The 17,880-nt window shown below is 39.5% G+C and carries 14 protein-coding genes; 8 read left to right on the forward strand and 6 right to left on the reverse strand.

What is annotated here, in order from left to right; all coding sequences use genetic code 11:
• Positions 1–37: 37 nt before the first annotated feature.
• Entirely contained in the window at positions 38–1,087 is a 1,050-nt protein-coding gene (locus tag V3I05_RS04950) for an argininosuccinate synthase domain-containing protein (RefSeq protein ID WP_300446493.1), read from the reverse strand.
• Entirely contained in the window at positions 1,065–2,720 is a 1,656-nt protein-coding gene (dnaG, locus tag V3I05_RS04955; protein ID WP_343354219.1) for a DNA primase, read from the reverse strand. Before dnaG ends, V3I05_RS04950 begins: the two co-directional genes overlap by 23 nt.
• A gap of 269 nt (positions 2,721–2,989) precedes the next feature.
• Here dnaG and V3I05_RS04960 point away from each other — a divergent pair, with 269 nt between their 5' ends.
• Positions 2,990–5,233 carry a TonB-dependent receptor gene (locus tag V3I05_RS04960; protein ID WP_343354220.1) on the forward strand — a complete coding sequence of 748 codons (2,244 nt, stop codon included), beginning with the start codon at positions 2,990–2,992 and terminating at the stop codon, positions 5,231–5,233.
• Positions 5,234–5,427: 194 nt separating this feature from the next.
• Positions 5,428–5,751: a hypothetical protein gene (locus V3I05_RS04965; protein ID WP_295701033.1), complete on the forward strand. Its 324-nt coding sequence runs from the start codon at positions 5,428–5,430 to the stop codon at positions 5,749–5,751.
• 632 nt (positions 5,752–6,383) lie between these two features.
• Here the strand turns inward: V3I05_RS04965 and V3I05_RS04970 are convergent.
• Positions 6,384–7,280 (reverse strand): hypothetical protein, encoded by an 897-nt coding sequence (locus V3I05_RS04970; protein WP_295701035.1) that lies wholly within the window; start codon positions 7,278–7,280, stop codon positions 6,384–6,386.
• Positions 7,281–7,317: 37 nt separating this feature from the next.
• Positions 7,318–9,522, reverse strand: coding sequence for an NADP-dependent isocitrate dehydrogenase (locus V3I05_RS04975; protein WP_295701037.1), 2,205 nt, complete (start codon positions 9,520–9,522; stop codon positions 7,318–7,320).
• A 913-nt stretch (positions 9,523–10,435) separates the two neighbouring features.
• Here V3I05_RS04975 and cutA point away from each other — a divergent pair.
• Both cutA and V3I05_RS04985 read left to right on the forward strand, forming a co-directional pair.
• The gene (gene cutA, locus V3I05_RS04980; RefSeq protein WP_295701038.1) at positions 10,436–10,804 is read left to right on the forward strand and encodes a divalent-cation tolerance protein CutA; all 369 of its coding nucleotides are present in this window, start codon (positions 10,436–10,438) and stop codon (positions 10,802–10,804) included.
• A 93-nt stretch (positions 10,805–10,897) separates the two neighbouring features.
• Complete coding sequence (locus V3I05_RS04985; protein ID WP_300450038.1) at positions 10,898–11,182, forward strand: hypothetical protein; 285 nt, start codon at positions 10,898–10,900, stop codon at positions 11,180–11,182.
• A gap of 231 nt (positions 11,183–11,413) precedes the next feature.
• Here V3I05_RS04985 and cysE read toward each other — a convergent pair whose 3' ends face one another.
• Together cysE and speA are read right to left on the reverse strand one after the other, a co-directional pair.
• On the reverse strand, positions 11,414–12,154 hold the full coding sequence (gene cysE / locus V3I05_RS04990) for a serine O-acetyltransferase (protein WP_343354221.1): 741 nt from the start codon (positions 12,152–12,154) through the stop codon (positions 11,414–11,416).
• 6 nt (positions 12,155–12,160) lie between these two features.
• Positions 12,161–14,008: a biosynthetic arginine decarboxylase gene (speA, locus tag V3I05_RS04995; RefSeq protein WP_343354251.1), complete on the reverse strand. Its 1,848-nt coding sequence runs from the start codon at positions 14,006–14,008 to the stop codon at positions 12,161–12,163.
• A 129-nt stretch (positions 14,009–14,137) separates the two neighbouring features.
• On the opposite strand from speA, the gene ybeY reads away from it, so the two are divergent.
• The 4 genes from ybeY (at position 14,138) to V3I05_RS05015 (ending at position 17,846) form a co-directional block, all read left to right on the forward strand.
• Positions 14,138–14,653 (forward strand): rRNA maturation RNase YbeY, encoded by a 516-nt coding sequence (gene ybeY / locus V3I05_RS05000; protein WP_343354222.1) that lies wholly within the window; start codon positions 14,138–14,140, stop codon positions 14,651–14,653.
• 990 nt (positions 14,654–15,643) lie between these two features.
• Entirely contained in the window at positions 15,644–16,420 is a 777-nt protein-coding gene (locus V3I05_RS05005; RefSeq protein ID WP_295701050.1) for a transporter substrate-binding domain-containing protein, read from the forward strand.
• Positions 16,420–17,115 (forward strand): amino acid ABC transporter permease, encoded by a 696-nt coding sequence (locus V3I05_RS05010; RefSeq protein ID WP_343354223.1) that lies wholly within the window; start codon positions 16,420–16,422, stop codon positions 17,113–17,115. The genes V3I05_RS05005 and V3I05_RS05010 overlap by 1 nt, the downstream gene beginning before the upstream one ends.
• The gene (locus V3I05_RS05015; protein ID WP_300450032.1) at positions 17,112–17,846 is read left to right on the forward strand and encodes an amino acid ABC transporter ATP-binding protein; all 735 of its coding nucleotides are present in this window, start codon (positions 17,112–17,114) and stop codon (positions 17,844–17,846) included. Before V3I05_RS05010 ends, V3I05_RS05015 begins: the two co-directional genes overlap by 4 nt.
• Positions 17,847–17,880 lie beyond the last annotated feature (34 nt).

Here is a 17,880-nt window from a genome sequence, read left to right on the forward strand (position 1 = left end):
GCTCTAATGATAGCGTAGCGTAATGCTAGATTCTATTTTATGATCTCAAAAGCAAATAGCTTTGCGCACTTTGTCTATCAAGCGGCAACAGGGAATACACCTCCTCGCCAATTTGCACTCTATATTCGTTTGTCTCTTGCGTTCTTGCATAGCTTAGGGCAATACGCGCAGCTAATATTTTATCATTCCTAGAAGCATTAGATTCTACAATGCCTAGCGGTCCTACACAATCAAGCAAGACAATATACTCCATTAAAGGATTAGGTTGTTTAAGTTTGGCATTTTCCTCTTCATTACGCGCGATGACACACCTTGCACCCTCATCTAGCACAAGATAACGCCCGACTTTAATCATTTCTATATCCTCAAACTGCATTTGACGATGAGCGCTTAGGTCTTTGATTTTAAGCGCAATAGAATCTTGTGTGAGGAGGCAGCCTCCACCGGGTTTTTCAAAATATTTGAATCCATAGTTTTTAATCATCTCAAGTTGCCTTGTACGCCCTCTCCCACTCACATCAAGTAATTTTTCTCTATCTACCCAGCCCATTTTCTCCGGGAAGCTTGGCTCTAGGAGCTTAGCACTCATAGGGCGCAAAAGCAGCTCATCAAGGTATCTAGGCTTATTAGGATTGCTTCCATCGCGTGAAAGGAGACTATCAAACTTCGCATTTTCCCCGATACGTCGCACGAGCTTTCTTACTTGGTCGAGGGCTTCTTTGCGTTGCGATTTGGGACGTTGCCCTAAAACCTCTCCACTGATGACAAAGTCCGCCCCTACCTCTAGCAGATAATCAAATGCATTAGCAAACATATTCGCGTGGCAGTCAATACAGGGATTGAAGTATTTGCCATAGCCATATTTTGGCTTAAAAAGCACATCATTAAAGAATTGCCGCTTAATATCGAGGATTTGAAGTTTCACATCAATTTGCGCGGTGGCATTTTGAAAATATGTAAGCTTACTTTTATTCCCTCCAAAGCCGATGTCAAAATGCAAAGCAATCACATCAATGCCTTGGTCTTTGAGGAGTTTCATAGAAATGAGGCTATCACAGCCTCCGCTAAAAAGTGCTAGGGCTAACATAGGGCAGTAATTCTCCTTGTTTGAGTTGTAGAATTTTATGTTTTGTATCCTTAATTAACGCATTTTTATCCTGCAAACTCATATCGCTATGAGGTATATGCGCTAAGAGACGTTCATACGCTTTAGTGATGAATAATCGCAAATGTTCTTTAAGGCTCGGTAAATCGCTTAAAGGTTTTATCTTATCATTAATAGCAATACTTAGGAGCGGCGGGGCTTCGTATTGCTGATTCATAAGGAGATGAAACTCTTCTTTTTTAGAGCTAAAAAGCGATATGTCAATGTATTCAATCGCAAAATCAATGAATGTAGGCTGCTCTAGGAATGTTTTAATCAAAGTGAGTTCGGCAATATCTTGCGTATGGAGGAGGAGCTGAGGCGGGAGCGAGGGGGCTTGTGTGCGTTGGGTATGGATAAGTCGCGTAGGCACAGAAAGCAGCCGCGCTACAAGGGGCTTGTATTCCTCCTGTAAAAGGGGCGTTAATGTATGGAGGAATTGTGTAGATTCTGCTAATGCCTTTTCTTTTTGTAGTGGATTTTCAAGGGCATAACTTTGCGCGATATGTGTGAGAACAAACTCAATAAAGGGCATAGGAGCGGCAAAGATTTCATTAAGTTCATTGATTTGCTTATTTGCCACCATATCCGCAGGGTCGGCTCCATTGGCAAAGATGACCACCCCGCCATCACAATGCGCGTGAGAGAGCATTTGCGCTGCTTTGAAGGCAGCATTTATACCCGCTTTATCTCCATCATAGCTTAAGATGATTTTTGGCTCACCTTTGCGTAAAAGCGGTATATGGTCTTTGGTAAGGGCTGTGCCAAGCGTAGCCACTGCGCAATCAAACCCTGCCTGATGAAGCATAATCACATCAAGATAGCCCTCGCACACGATGATTTTTTTTTGCCTGTAAATTTTGTCTTTGGCAATGTAATAGCCATAGAGTAAGCGTGATTTGTTAAATACTTTGCTTTGGGGGGAGTTAATGTATTTTGCCCTATCGCCACTTATGGTGCGCCCACCAAAGCCTACTACCTTGCCATTAGGGGAATGTATAGGAAAGATAATTCTATTGCTAAAACGCGCATATTCACGTCCGCTATCCTGCCCGATAACGCCAAAATCTAGCGCCTCTTTTTTGCTAAGATTTTTTTGCTTAATGAAATTAAGACTTTCAAAACTTGCCCCGCAATAGCCCAAGCGGAAAGTTTCTATACTGGCATTAGAAATATGCCTTGAGGCAAGATAATCAAGTGAAGCCTGATGGGAGAGGAGGCATTTTTGATAGAATCTCATCATCTCATCAAGTATAAGGCTTTGGGGCTTTTTTTCATATTGTTTGTCTCTTTCCAACGTAAAGCCCATTATCGCAGCGATTTTTTCCACACTTTCTACAAAGCTAATTTTCTCATATTCCATAAGAAACTTAATCGCATCGCCCCCCGCGCCACAGCCATAGCAGTGATAGAATCCTTTTACAGGGCTTACCACAAAGCTAGGCGTCTTTTCATTATGGAAGGGACAGCAGGCTACATAGTTACTCCCAGCCTTTTTTAGCTCCACATACGCACCAACAATTTCTATAATATCTATTTGTTGCTTGAGAGCCTCGATTGAATGCTTACTTATCATAAATATAAAGCCTTGTGCGTGATAGGATAAGAGGAGATGAAATTGTATAAAAACAAAGCTTAGATTCTAAAACATATTCGTGAAAAATCATAAACAGACAAGAGACTACTGCTGCAAAAATCATTCTTCCTGATATATAGATAATAAAATGTAGTTTTTTGTAATATTTTTAGTCATTCTAGCAAGATTATTATTTGATAGTAATACTAATTTAATATATTTCATATTATAGTAATATTTATAAAACTATTTACATAAAAGGTATTATTATGCAGCTTAGAAGCTTATCCATTTCTATTATGGCTATTTTATCTGCTTATTCAATAATCAATGCTAAAGAGCTAAATTCTGTAACACTTTCTCAAAGCATAGTAAGTATATCACGCATAGATACGGCTATTGATGAAGCTCCGGGTAATGTCAGTGTAGTGAGCCAAAAAGATATTGCCTTGCGTCCTAATCGCAAGTTTAGCGATACTTTAAGGGGATATGAGGGGTTACAACAGAGTAAGTCACGTGGTATGGATACATTTGATAGCATAAGGATTCGAGGTTTAAGCGGTGCAGCTATTATGGTTGATGGTATTATCTTAAATGATATTAACAATAACACAAAAATGCTTACCGCGATGGATTCTAGCGACATTGCCCAGGTTGAAGTAGTACGAGGGGCATTTTCAAACATTTATGGCAGCGGTGCGGTGGCTGGAGCGATTAATTTCATTACTACAATGCCTACTGCATTTAGTGCAAAAGCTATCTTTGGTTATGGTAATGCCCTAGGCACATCATTTGCGCCTAAAAATACTTTTCATAGCTTTATGAGTATAGGCGATGCACTACTAGATAAAAGATTGCGCCTTAAGGCTTCATTGGGCATCACTACTTCACAAGGCTATGCGGCGGATTCTGTCGTGGTAGCAGATGTGAGCGGTTATCAAGGTGCAAAGCCTACATTAGATTCTAACAGCGGGGCATTGCGATATAATATCGGTGATATGGGCGCACAAGCCTACACAACCTATGATAGCTCACTCAAAGCCGAACTTGATACAAGCGATAATGGCACATTAAGTGGCTATTTGCGGTGGAATATGTATCAATATGACCATAAGAATCAAAGCACATTTATTACACAAAATGGCATTCCTAGCTATGGTAATAATGCCGATGTGGATAGTGGCAAACCCGCACCCATTCTCTATGGTAGAAATATCGGCAAGGAAGCTTACGCGCAGCTCATCTCATCTTTAAACTATAAGCATTATTTGCCGCACGATAGCCACATAGAAGTGAAGTTTTATAATATCCTTGGGTGGGATAGATTCAATAATCCTGATGGTGGGGTAAATCCAACAAATGCAAATACAAGCATTTATGGCGGCGATGGCTCACAAACCAACCATAAATACCAAACAAATAATCTCGATATGCTGTATGCCTTATCCCTTAATGAATCTCATAAAATTTTAGTGGGCGCACAATATCGGCATAATCACTACACGCAGCAAAAACATTATATTGAAAATTGGAAAGATATGAATGCAACTCTTAGCGATTCTCCTACAAGTGGCTATAAGCAAGGAGGTAAAACTCAAGCTATAGGTGTTTTTACACAATGGCAGGGCGATTGGAATAAATATCTTAGGGGATTTTATAGCAACATAAGTGTGCGATATGACTATTGGCAGGGCTATGGGATATATAAAGATAATGATATATATAGCAATAATACCAAACAAACACTTAGCCCTAAAATATCGCTTAATTTTACCCCGCATACGCTCACAAGATTCAAACTCTCCTTTGGTGAGGCTTTCAAAGCCCCTACTTTCGCGCAGATGTTTAGTAATAGAAACCTTACTGATGGCACAGCTATAAAGGGCAATCCAAACTTAAAGCCTGAAAATGTGCTAAGCTTTGATATAGGGATAGAGCAGGATATTCCTATGACTTTTAACACACAATATGGCATAGTGAAAATGTATTATTTTAATAACACAACAAGCAATGCCATTATGCAGTATTCAAGCTCATATTTTAACCCAACTCTGCGAGGGGCGTATGACAATCTGGGTAAAAATCGCATACAAGGCATAGAATCTAGCCTTTCTCTCCCTGTGGGCTATGGCATAAATGTGCATATTACCTATACTTTTATGGATTCTGTAATTTTAAAAAGCTTAGAGAAAAGCACAGAGGGAAATAAAGTCGCTGGTGTGCCTAGTCATTTAGCATATAGCGCGATTAGCTATGATGGCTCTAAGATATATGGGAGTTTTGGGGTAGAATATGCAAGTAAGCCCTATAAAAATGCGGATAATAAGCTCACGCCTAGTGGTATATATGGAGCTACTGATAGCTACACAATTGCTGATATCAAGCTAGGTTGGAAAATCAACAAGCATTTTGAGATGGGTGCTAATATCACAAATCTTTTTAATCACACTTATTATAGCTATTACCGCGCGAGTGGTAGAGCATTTTTTATCTCGATAGAGGGCAGGATTTAGTCATTTAACTTTATGGGCTTGAATGATTGCGCAAACTAAATATTGTGCCGCAAATACTTCGTGTGATTTATTTATACAAGTGAGGCTTTACTTGTGAGTAGGCAAATTTAGAATCGTATTTGCTATTTTTGTTTTGCCAAAAACGATCGTTTGAAAAAAAAGACGATATTCTATAAAGCAAAAAGGAGGTTATTATGGCACTTAGTCCTATTGGTAATGTTACATATATCAATCAAAACTCCCAGCTTGGCAGTATTCAACACGCAAACAATATGCAAAAAGTAGATTTTACGCTTAATGCAAATATGCAAGACTTTGTCGATAAGCTTAAAGCCGTGCAGGAAGTCTCTCCCTCGCCCGAAGTCCAAGCAATTAACCCCGATGACAAACAAGAGAAAAAACGCGAGAGGGAAAGTGAGAAAAAACAAGCCCAAGATTCACATAAAAATGCAGAGGGTTTAACAGAAGAAGAACCAACCTACAAAGCTCAAACACATTTGCTTGATATTCGCGCCTAAAATCTTTGAGGGAATAGCCTTTAGATTCTAATCTATCTATGCCTTCGCTATCAGGGCTAAAGCCCTCGCATTTGCACGAAATGCTAATCTACATTTGTAAAAGCTCTTAAGAATAAGAGCTAAGCCCTCTATTTCCGCCTGAAAGATAGAGTTAAAATTGCGGCTTCACCTTATTTTACCCTTGCGGGATTTCATCAAGTAAGATTCTAAGGCTTAGAATCTCTAAGTCTATTTTCTTTATCTATAAGGGGGAGGGGCTTAAAGAAGACAGCTCGTTGGATTGTTCCCTCTCGCTCCCCTCGCTCCCCCTTATATCCCCACCCCCGACCTGCACTTTTAATGTCTGCACTTCGTGCAATTTTATTTTTATGCAAGTGAGGATATATCCACTTGTGGGGAAATTAGAGAATTTATATTCTATTTTTTATGAGAAGGCTCAACTTCCCCGCTCTCTTTGTAGAAGAGGGTATATCTTTAAAGTGAAGGTGGGAGACGCTCCAGCAGAAGAGAGGTGAAAGCCTACGTGAATCTGTGCTTACAAAGCAAAAGTTCTTTAGATGAATCCCGTAAGGGCATTCAACGCAAAAGGCGGTTAATCCTTCAAGGGCTAAAAGGTCTTGTCTAGACAAACCTTAGAAAGCTAAGCCTACATTTACCCCTATACTATGTGTATAGTTATTTGGCTCTACATAACTGCCCAAAGACTGACCATTTTGATAGGCAGTTTGAAAGTCTGAATCTAAAATATTCCAATATTCATAATAAATCTTCATAAAGTAGGAAGAGTTTCTATTATATTTGTAATCGCCCCTTAAAGCGAGATAATACCCACTTCCACGTGTCTGCGTGAAAGATAAATCATAGTCCCAACCAATATCTGTTGCATAAGATTTATTCCAACCTTTGATAAGCCCTCGATATTGTGCCATAAAGCTAGCATAAACTCTAGGCGAAAGAGGCGCGGATATATCAAGCCCCAGCAAGTAATACACATAATGTTGCTCACGTCTATACGCAGATATAGAATCCACGTCATTAAACAAATACCGATAGCCTGCACCCAAGTTATAACCAATAATCGCATCATCTATTTGCACTCGCGGATTAATCATATATTGCGCAAAAGAAAACCAATCACTCGAATCTGCTTTGTATGGCTGACATTGATCTCTACCACCTTGATTTGGGCAAACGTGTCCATCATATCGAGTATTAGCACTTGTGTAATAGGCTGCATTTAAGCTATGTCTAAAAGAAGATGTAACATTGTGCGTAATGCCTCCTTGCACTCCATACATAAGCCCTGATATTTTCATTACCTGTTCGTTATTTTGAGTTTCGTGATAGCTATAGCTTTCAGCAGCCACGCCTAGTTCATAATTAAAGCTCTTTAATTGTGATACCTGCTTAGACGGGGCTTGCCTAGCTTTTTTAGCAGCCGTGGTTCTTGTATTTGTATTGGTAGCTCCAAGAGCGCAAATATGGCACGATAAAGCCAAACAAAGCACACGTGCAACTATCATTTTCATACTCATTCTTTAATCCCTCCAATCATCGAAGTTAAACTTAACCCTTAGTAATCCTTTCAATAATCGCATTGAAACTACTGCTTGGGCGCATAATTTTCTCCGCCATTATATCATCAAATTTATAATATCCGCCTAAATTGACCTTTTTACCCTGTGCACCATTAAATTCATTGCGGATTGTGGCTTCTTTTGATATTATCTCTTCGGCTAAGGGTGTGAAAAATGCAGCGATTTGCGTATCTGCGCTTTGCTTTGCTAAGGCTTGTATAAAATATAATGTCAAGTAAAAATGGCTCGTGCGATTGTCGTCCTCGCCTACCTTGCGTGAAGGAGCTTTATTATTATTAAGCCACTGCCCAATAGCACTATCAAGCGCATCAGCCAACACCTTTGCCTTAGAGCTATTGCACTTTTGTGCGTAAAACTCAAGGCTTGCCTGCAAGGCTAAAAACTCACCTAGGCTATCCCAACGCAAATGATTTTCATCTACGAGCTGCTCGACTTGCTTAGGCGCACTCCCGCCCGCACCTGTCTCAAACATCGCTCCACCATTAAGCATAGGCACGACAGATAGCATTTTCGCACTCGTGCCAAGCTCTAAAATCGGGAATAAATCCGTGAGATAATCTCTCAACACATTGCCTGTGATAGAAATGGCATTTTTCCCTGCGCGAATGAGCTTTAAAGACTCTAAACAGGCTTCTTTAGGGGCAAGAATAGCGATATCTTTGCCCTTTTCTTTCAATCGTTTTTGCACTAAATCAATCATAATTTTATTACTCGCGCGTTTTTCATCAAGCCAGAAAATCGCTTTATCACCCGTAATATCCGCCCTCTCAATGCCTAAATCAATCCAATTTAGCACAGCGTCATACTTTGCTTGATTTGCCCGATAAATATCATCTTTCTGCACTTTGTGAGAAAGTAGCACTTTATTATCCGCATCTAAAATTACAAATTCCCCATCATTAGGCGCGATAAATGTCTTATCGTGTGAACCATATTCTTGTGCTTTTTTTGCCATTAGCCCCACATTACTTACACTTCCTAAATTCGCAGGATTAAGTGTGCCATTTGCCCTTAAATCCTCAATCACGGCTTCATAAATAGTCGCATACGTTTTATCCGGAATCACCGCATTTGCATCACATTCCTTGCCCTCTTTATCCCATAGCTTTGCACCATTTTTAAGCATAGCAGGCATAGAAGCATCGACAATCACATCGCTTGGAACGTGCAAATTAGTAATGCCCTTGTCGGAATTTACCATAGAAATTTTGGCACTTTTTTCTAAAATCTCATTGTATCTTGCAAGAATCTGCGCTTTTTTGGGGCTAGATTCTATCTTTGCTAAAAGCTCACTCACGCCATTATTTGCATTTACGCCTAAGCTTTCTAACTCATCTTTAAAGCCCTCAAAAAGCTCCTTGAAATACGCCTTAACTGCATAGCCAAATAACACAGGGTCGCTTACTTTCATCATTGTGGCTTTCAAATGCAAAGAAAAGAGAATATCTTGCTTTTTGCAGGATTCTATCTGTGCTTCATAGAATGCGCTTAACCTTTTAGTATCCATAAAAGTGGCGTCTAAAATCTCATTTTGCTCCAATTTTAGCCCTTCTTTTAGCACCTTTTCACCATTAGAATCTCTAAATACAATCTTAGCCGTAGTGGGAGATACTATCAAAACCGCCTTTTCATTATCAAAAAAATCGCCTTCTTTCATATAGCTGACACAGCTTTTAGAATCTTTATTAAAAGGCACGACACGATAGGGATTTTTCTGCGCGTAGGATTTGACTGCATTTGTGCTGCGCCTATCGCTATTGCCTTGACGCAGTACAGGATTCACAGCCGAGCCTAGCACTTTTTGGTATTTTTCTTTGATATTTTTCTCATTATCATTTTTTGGCTCATCGGGAAATTCTGGCACATTATAGCCCTTTGCTTGAAGCTCCTTGATAGCAGCTTTTAGTTGGGGGATTGAAGCTGAGATATTGGGCGTTTTGATAAGGTTCGCATCAGGTGTTTTGACAAGCTCACCTAAAAGCGAGAGTGTATCCTCTACGCGCTGATTAGGATTTAAAGAATTGGGGAATTGCGCTAAGATTCTAGCAGAAAGCGAGATATCAGCAGTTACTACATCGATATTGGCGTGCTTTAAAAATGCCTTAACAATGGGTAAAAATGAATATGTCGCTAAAGCGGGAGATTCATCTGTGAGGGTGTAAGTAATTTTCATAATGTGTCCTTTGTATGAAATTTGGTAGTATCTAAGTATAGCAAAATTGATTGTGTTTGCAAAAATGGATAAAGATTTTTTAAACTTTTATACTCATAATGGCGAATAGGTAGCATAAATCTAAGGGTTTCACAAATAATAAAAGAAACAGGGATTCTATCTTGCCTTTGCACTTTAAATAAATTAAAGCAAATCTTGCAAAAATTACATTGCAAGTGTATTTTTAAAGCATAGTGCGCATAAAAAAGAGCTAACACTTATTTTACAGCAAAACACAAAGCAAAATGGATTAATTGGTAATGCCGCCCGTGAGGCTCACTCTTGTGCTAGAATGATTGGCTATGGTATTTGTGCCAGCATCACTACGTAATAGGAACCCCTCTCCGCTCTAGGGATGATTATCACCCCCTGCCCTATATTAATAATTAAGAGCATTGCCAGATGTATTACGATTAGTAATTACCCCAATTTTACATTCTCTTGCATACTGAGGACAATATTAGAGCTGATAGTGATTGTCGTATCTTGTGTTCCATTGCTATTGAATAAAAAGTAGTTGTGTTAGTAGCATTAGTCGTGATATTACATTAATACCCTCCAGCATTACAAGGAGCTGTCTGTGATAGCTGGGCAAACATATATAACACACTCAAAAGATGAAGCACGACAACAAATAATACTTTTAAAAACTGCGAGTTTCCTAGAATGTTATATACACATAAATGATAATCCTAAATAGCTTTAATATTAAGGTTTTACTAGGAATAAGAGATAATTTTCTTTGATTTTTTACCTTCTTTGAATATTTATTCCTAATTAAAAAAGTTAGCCTTAAATGCGGGACTGCATTGCAAAAAATAGAAACAGAAATTAAGCTATAATCACAACCAATACGATAAAAAAGGAGATTCCTATGCTCATTATCCACACTACCACCGCTAGCAAAAAGGAAGCTAAGTTTTTAGCTCAATCACTTTTAGAATCGCACCTTGTAGCCTGTGCACAGTATCATAAGATCACAAGTGCCTATCTTTGGAGAGAAAGCAAAGAGCAAGACTACACGATACATCAATCAAAGGAATGGCTACTCACGTTTAAAACGCTACCCTCATATTACAAGGATATACAAGCCCTGCTCTTAAAGCTCCATAGCTATGATGTGCCTGAAATCATAGCATTTGAAGCACAGTCTCATAAGGCTTATGAGGCGTGGATTCACTCAAGCCTATGCTGGAATCCAAATCCCAACGATATGGATATAAACGACACATCACATCAATAATTTATCACTATTTGATTCTTTTCTTTCGTTTTTTTTTTTTTTGATATAAATAGTTCGCGTTTTTTCGCAATTTCAAAATCATAAGGAGATTCCATGAGAAAAGTTATTTCGGTTTTGTTAGCCGTAGCAGTTTGTGGTACTTTCGCAAATGCTTTTGACATTAAAGACAAGGCTCTAGGAGCAGCTTCTGACTTAGCAAGTGGCAAAAGTGTTAAAGACATCACAGAAGACACAAAAAAAGAGGTTAAAAACGCCGCTAATGCGGAAGTTGAAAAACAAAAAGCAGAGCTTGAAAAACAAAAGCAAAAAGCTATGAAAAAAGCTGATGAAAAGACGGGTGGAGCTGCTTCAATTGCAGGTGAATTGCTTAAAAAATAGCAAAATCCACTATATTTCTAACATAATGCCTTTGCTACTGCGGTAAATCGCCACATTTACACGCAGTAGCTTGGGAGATATACCCTTGCTCTATGTCTGCAAAATCCTGCAAGCATAAAAGGACGCACTTATGCAGCCTCTAAACAAATCCCTTAAGGGTAAAACTAACACTTTCTCTACCAAATACATTTTAGAGGTTGAGAATCCTCCCTTGACTCCCTCTAATAAACGCTATCCCTTTAATGCTTCTAAAAAATGTGCATAGAGCGCGTTTAGTTCCTCTAGCTCTTTTGTATGGCAGCACTCTGTAGTAGATTCTAACATCTGCAAACGCTTGAAAAGATACTCAAACAGCGCTCTATCAATATCAGGTAGCTTATTTACCGCATTTATACCTTGTGCGCGCCCCTTTACAATCACACGTGCGGGGATTCCCACCGCCGTGCAGTCTTTGGGCACATCTTTAATTACTACAGAATTTGCCCCAATTTTTGCATTCACCCCGATACGTATATTCCCTAGAATCTTCGCTCCCGCACCTATCACCACGCCATCTTCAATTGTAGGATGTCGCTTGACTTTATCTAAACTCGTGCCCCCTAGCGTTACCCCTTGATAAATCATCACATCATTTCCCACCTCGGCGGTTTCGCCTATCACTACACCAGTAGCGTGGTCGATAAACACGCGTCTGCCTATTTGTGCTGCGGGGTGAATATCGACATTAGTAATAAAGCCCGTAAGCCCCATGATGATACGCGCCAATACTTTGAATCCAGCTTTGTGGAAACGATGGGCAATGCGATAATGCACGAGCGCAATCAATCCGGGATAGTTGAAAAACAGCTCAATGCTGCGATTAATAGCGGGATCTTTTTGCCTCACTATGCAAAAATCCTCTTTAATGATACGCCACAAACCCACTTTTTGTTCTGTTTGTGCTATGTGTTGATCTGATATATTTGATTCCACTTGTGCCTATTCTCCCTTAGTTGTAATTGTGCGCAAATAGCCATTCTCACTTAACATCACATAAAGCCGCCCAAGCATATCTTTCTTACCCTCACTATCTAGACTCTCATTATCCTCAATGTGCTGCTTCAATCGCCGCTCGATGTCCCTTGTATCATAGTCTAAATCATCAAGCACATCTAAAATCGTTTGTGCTTCAATGAGATTGGTTAGCTCGTGTCCCTTACTATCATCATTAAAGCTCACACTAAACTCTGTAGGGTGTGTGAAAAGATTATGCCGCATACCTAGCACCTCTTGATACGCTCCCACCAAAAAGAATCCTAAGAAATACTCCTCTTTGGTTACATCAACATCGTGCAAAAAGATGGGTTTTTGCGCATTGAATGCAATCTCTCCATCGGAATCACAAGTAATATCCCACAAACTCGCGCTACGATTTGGGCGGCGATTAAGCCTATCAAGGGGCATTACCGGGAAATTCTGTGCTAATCCCCAATAATCAGGCAGACTTTGGAAAAAGCTACAATTTAGCAAATAGCGTTCCTGCACCTGCTCTTGAATCTGCAAAATTTCATTAAAATTCTTATGTTTTAAGAGCTTAATCACTTTTTTAATAATCAAATGCACGAGTACTTCAGTATTTGAGCGGTCTTGTAAATCAATATAACCCAAATCAAAAAGTGTGAGCAAAGATTCCATATGATCTAGGCTATCGTGCAGATATTCAATTGCATTTTTCTCCACCACACTATTATAGAGGTCAAAAAGCTCCTCGATAAGCGGAGGATTATGCTCTTTAAGCCTCAAAGCCTTCTCGTCATATTCTTGTGAAAATAGCTCTAAGACAGGGGCAACGAGCACGGCGTGATTTGCCGCGATGAAACGTCCAGATTCAATAAAAATATCCGGCTCTGGCTCATTTTTATTCTTAGCAATCTCACGCAGGGAAAACACTACATCGCCGCTAAACTCGCTCAATGTATAGTTGCGATTATTCGCACCCTCGTGCTGGGTATATTCCACCGCTAAGCCTCCGCCGATATTGACACATTGCAGATTCTCCGCACCTTTTTTGCGTAACTCCGCATAGATATTCCCTGCCTCTCTAATAGCACGTTTAAGCGGTGAAATATCACTGATTTGACTGCCTATATGAAAGTGAATCATTGTAAATTTATGCAGTAATTGCTCTTTTTCAAGCATATTAATCGCCTCTAAAAGCTCTGTGCTTGTCAATCCAAACTTTGAGTTTATACCTCCGCTTTTCGCCCAAATGCCCATACCCGTGCTGTGAAGGCGGATTCTTAAGCCGATGTTGGGGTAGGGTTCGCCTAGCTCCTTTGCCACCTCGATAATCGTCTCTAGCTCATTTAGCCCCTCAATCGTAAGCGTAATGTCGTGTCCCATATTTGCTGCGCTAAAGCCTAGAGAAATCATCTCCTTGTCTTTAAAGCCATTCACCGTTATGGGAGCATTTTCATTCGTGTAAGCCATAGCAAGGATTAGCTCGGATTTACTCCCTGCCTCTAGCCCATAGCATTTATCTTTACTTTGCTCTACAAGTGAAAGCACAAAATTAGGCATTTGATTAACTTTCAAGGGAAATACCGCTTTAAACTTACCCTTATAAGAATACTCCTTAATGGCGCCCTCAAAGGCTTTAAACACCTTATCCACTTGATTTTTAATTAAATGCGGGAAACGTAAGAGCAAAGGTCCTTTATAGCCTCTCTCTCGGGCTTCTTGGACGATGTCAATCAGCGCTGGTTTATGCTTATGATTCACCTTTACCTTGCCATCGGCGATAATAAAGTCATTATTACTCCAAAAATTAATGCCATAATCTACCATTATCCTTGCCCTGCCTCTTGCTAAAGTGCTAATAAAAGAGTGTGAATTATAGCACTTTAAAAGCATTTTATGGCTATACTCGCACCATAGAAACATAAATTTCACTTTTTTTTGCACAATGGAGCGTTTATGGCTAAAGCAATGCCTACACTTGATATATGTAAAGAGCATTATGCCTCGCTAGGATTCTTAGAATCACTTTTAGCGCAGATAGGGGATTTGGGCGTGATTCAGGGGGATTTTAGCGCATTTAGCCTAGAGGTATTAGCAAATGATAATCCTTCTATGCAAGAGCTAAATCTACAAACAAGGGGCAAAGATAGCGCAACTGATGTGCTAAGCTTCCCTTTGCATTATGATGATATATGCTTTCAAAATATATGTGCGGATAGTGCAAATCTTAGCAAAAATGCTATGGGGCTATGTCTAGGTAGCGTGGTGATAAATGTAGAATTAGCTCAAAGTGTCGCACAAAGGCTAGGGCATAGCACACAAGATGAGATTGCCTTGCTTTTTATTCACGGCTTTTTACATATTTTAGGCTATGACCACGAAGTAGATAATGGGGAGCAGAGGGCATTAGAGCAGAAAATTATAGAATCTTTAGATTTAGGAGAGAGCCTCATCGTGCGAGAATCCATATAAATGCTAAGGCAAAAAGCCTCTCAATGCAGAATTGGCACTTATAGTAATCAATGTAGCAGAGACGCTATACTAAATTATAAGCTATTTCTTTTTTTTTACAAAAAGACCCTTATTTCATATACTCTCCTCTGCAAAGAAAGGGGTTATATATTTTCCGGATTCTTAGCAGATATGTTTTTTCTACCTATTCTATTCTCTTAACACTACTCTTACTATTTCGCTCTCCTTGAGAGGGTTCCTTTTCTCTATACCACGATACCTGTGAGTATTGCTGGTAAGATTTAAGCGGAGTGAGTGTAGGGGCTAGCATTTATCTAATCCAGAACAAAAAATGAAACGGAAAAGGTTATTCTTGTTTTTGACAAAACGTAAAATCTTACTTCTTTTACTTTACAACCTTTCATATTAATAAAATTTGATATATCTCTACCCAATATACGAACTAGATTTTCTGGGGAATTTAAAAAAGTATACGAGCCTTTATCAATCAACGTGAATCGAATACCAATCCTTCCTATTTGTCTTATTAATTGATACTTGCTGAAGCGACACCTTTCCTACTCTGTATCCTTTAGGCTCTACGTTACTATTAGGATTTGTCTTTTTATCTAAAGCTTTAATTTTTGCAATATCATTTTTTAATGCTTCTTTAGTGGCACGTAATATACTATTCAATCTGGATTCTAATCTATCTGCTCTCTCAGATCGCTCGCCTTTACATCTAATATACTTTAGGATTAAGTTAATTGTAAATAGTAGGGGAGCCGACACACATCGGCTACCATTAGCGAATCAAACCTCTTTTCACACAAAATGTAAAGCAGGTTTGATAAATTATCTGCTTTCCCCCTTAGTATCATCATTTAAGGATATACTCTCACTCCGCTATTACACCTTAAAAAGAGGTGTTTAGCTAAAATACTATCTTTCCTATCAAGTGCATTTTAAGGTTTAGATTCTATAATATTTCTTTAGATAAAAGGAGAGCAAATGAAACAATATAGAAAATGGCTTATGGGCGCTCTGGTAGGGTTGCTTAGCCTTGTAAGTGCACACGCCCAAGATATAAAATCACCCATAGAAGTAGGCACAAGCAATGCCTATCGCCCTTTTGCATTTGTCGATAGGGCAAATGCAATGGCAGGCTATGACATTGAGGTACTAAAGATTCTAAGCAAACACGACCCAAAGCTTGTATTTAAATTCAATGGGGTGCAGTGGAATGCAGTATTTCCCGGGCTAGATAGTGGTAAATTTGACCTTTTAGCCTATCAAATCACCAAGACTAAGGAGCGTGAGGCAAAATATATTTTCTCTCATTATCCATATTTTAATGATATTAGCGGCGTGATTATCCGCGAGAATCAAAGCATTAGCGACTTTACACAGCTTAATGACAAGAAAATTGGCGTGAGCGTGGGGAGCAACTATGCACGCGATTTAGAAAACTACCTTAAAGCCCACCCCGAGCTAAAAATAGAGATTAAATACTATAAGAATCCTCCTGCCCTTATCGCCGATTTGGGTGCAGATAGAATCCAAGCCATCATAGGCGAACCCATTAGCTCAATTAACATCGCTAAGGCACAAAATATCAAGCTCAAAGCTACAGATATAATCCTTGATAAAACGCCGGTGTATTTTGTGTTTAACAAAAAAGATGTAGAGCTTAGAGATGCCATTTCTGCTGCGCTCAAAAAAGCCATAGACGCTAAAGACTTGCAGAATCTAAGCATAAAATACTTTGGTAAAGACTTAAGCCAATAATGTTTGATACGTCCTATTTTTTGCAGGCATTTTTTACGCTGCTTCCCGCCCTGCCGCTTACATTTTTCCTAGCTATTGGCTCTTTTGTGTGCGGGGCAGCTTTAGGCTTTGTTTTCGCGCTTATCCGCGTCTATGAGGTGAAATACCTCAACGCCCTGCTTATGCTCTATATCTCATTTTTTCGTGGGACTCCGCTTTTGGTGCAGCTCTTTATGTTTTATTATGGGCTACCTATTGTGCTACAAAGCTATGCCATTGGCATTGATTTGCATAACCTTGATGGTCTCCACTATGCGCTTATTGTGTTTTCACTCTATGCGAGTGCGTATCTATGCGAGATTTTCCGCGCAGCATTGCTCTCTGTAGATAAAGGGCAAATCGAGGCAGCCTACTCACTAGGTATGACAAATACTCAAGCCCTAAGGCGCATTATCCTCCCTCAAGCCTTTATGATTACTTTGCCAAACTTGCTTAACTTTTTCATTATGCAGGTTAAAAACACTGCCCTAGCCTCGATTATCGCTGTGCCTGAGCTTATGGGTTTAGCCGATATAGAATCTGGCAGAAGCTCAAAATTTTTAGAAGTCTATTTAATGGCGGCATTGGTGTATTGGGTAATGTGCGTAGTGCTTGAAGCGGTGTTTTCAAAAATCGAAAAGCATTTTGCCAAATTTAGAAAAAAGTATGCCAAATGATAGAAATGACACATATTAACAAAACCTTTAAAGCCCATCGCGTGCTTAAAAATATCAATTTAGAGGTGCAAACGGGCGAGATTGTTGCTATTATTGGTCCAAGTGGTACGGGGAAAAGCACACTTTTACGCAGTATCAATCTCCTAGAAAAGCCCGATAGCGGGAGTATTAGAATCGATGACATAGAGCTAAACTTCGCCCATTTTAGCAAAAAGGAGATGTTTAGGCTGCGGCAAAAATCAGCAATGGTGTTTCAAAATTTTAATCTCTTTGTGAATAAAAATATTTTAGAGAATGTGAGCGAGGCATTGATAGTAGTGAAAAAAATGCCTAAGAGTGAGGCAAATGATAGGGCAATGGCGCAACTTGGTGCCGTGGGATTAGCCCAAAAGGCAAAGGCATATCCCTATGAGCTAAGCGGCGGACAGCAGCAGAGAGTAGCCATAGCTAGAGCCTTAAGCCTAGATCCTAGCATTATGCTCTTTGATGAGCCTACTTCTGCACTTGATGTGGAGCTAATAGCTGAAGTGCTAGAAGTAATTAAAAGAATCCGTAATCAAACAATGCTTATTGTTACCCACGAGCTGAAATTCGCTAAAGCTATCGCGCATAGAATCATCTTTATGAGTGATGGAGAGATTATCGAGCAGGGGGCGGCAAAGACATTTTTTGAGAATCCTAAGAGTGAGCGAGTGCGAAGCTTTTTAACCAAAATCACGCAACTTGGGTAGATTCTATCAATCTTTGCTAACACCTTGCTACATT

The sequence above is a fragment of the Helicobacter mastomyrinus genome, assembly GCF_039555295.1.
Classification (GTDB): domain Bacteria; phylum Campylobacterota; class Campylobacteria; order Campylobacterales; family Helicobacteraceae; genus Helicobacter_C; species Helicobacter_C mastomyrinus.

Coding starts and splice junctions, on each gene's coding strand:
- ybeY (WP_343354222.1), top strand. CDS start 14,138: ATGGCTAAAGCAATGCCTACACTTGATATATGTAAAGAGCATTATGCC.
- V3I05_RS04965 (WP_295701033.1), top strand. CDS start 5,428: ATGGCACTTAGTCCTATTGGTAATGTTACATATATCAATCAAAACTCC.
- V3I05_RS04985 (WP_300450038.1), top strand. CDS start 10,898: ATGAGAAAAGTTATTTCGGTTTTGTTAGCCGTAGCAGTTTGTGGTACT.
- dnaG (WP_343354219.1), bottom strand. CDS start 2,720: ATGATAAGTAAGCATTCAATCGAGGCTCTCAAGCAACAAATAGATATT.
- V3I05_RS04975 (WP_295701037.1), bottom strand. CDS start 9,522: ATGAAAATTACTTACACCCTCACAGATGAATCTCCCGCTTTAGCGACA.
- V3I05_RS04960 (WP_343354220.1), top strand. CDS start 2,990: ATGCAGCTTAGAAGCTTATCCATTTCTATTATGGCTATTTTATCTGCT.
- cutA (WP_295701038.1), top strand. CDS start 10,436: ATGCTCATTATCCACACTACCACCGCTAGCAAAAAGGAAGCTAAGTTT.
- V3I05_RS05005 (WP_295701050.1), top strand. CDS start 15,644: ATGAAACAATATAGAAAATGGCTTATGGGCGCTCTGGTAGGGTTGCTT.
- V3I05_RS04970 (WP_295701035.1), bottom strand. CDS start 7,280: ATGAAAATGATAGTTGCACGTGTGCTTTGTTTGGCTTTATCGTGCCAT.
- V3I05_RS05010 (WP_343354223.1), top strand. CDS start 16,420: ATGTTTGATACGTCCTATTTTTTGCAGGCATTTTTTACGCTGCTTCCC.
- V3I05_RS05015 (WP_300450032.1), top strand. CDS start 17,112: ATGATAGAAATGACACATATTAACAAAACCTTTAAAGCCCATCGCGTG.
- speA (WP_343354251.1), bottom strand. CDS start 14,008: ATGGTAGATTATGGCATTAATTTTTGGAGTAATAATGACTTTATTATC.
- V3I05_RS04950 (WP_300446493.1), bottom strand. CDS start 1,087: ATGTTAGCCCTAGCACTTTTTAGCGGAGGCTGTGATAGCCTCATTTCT.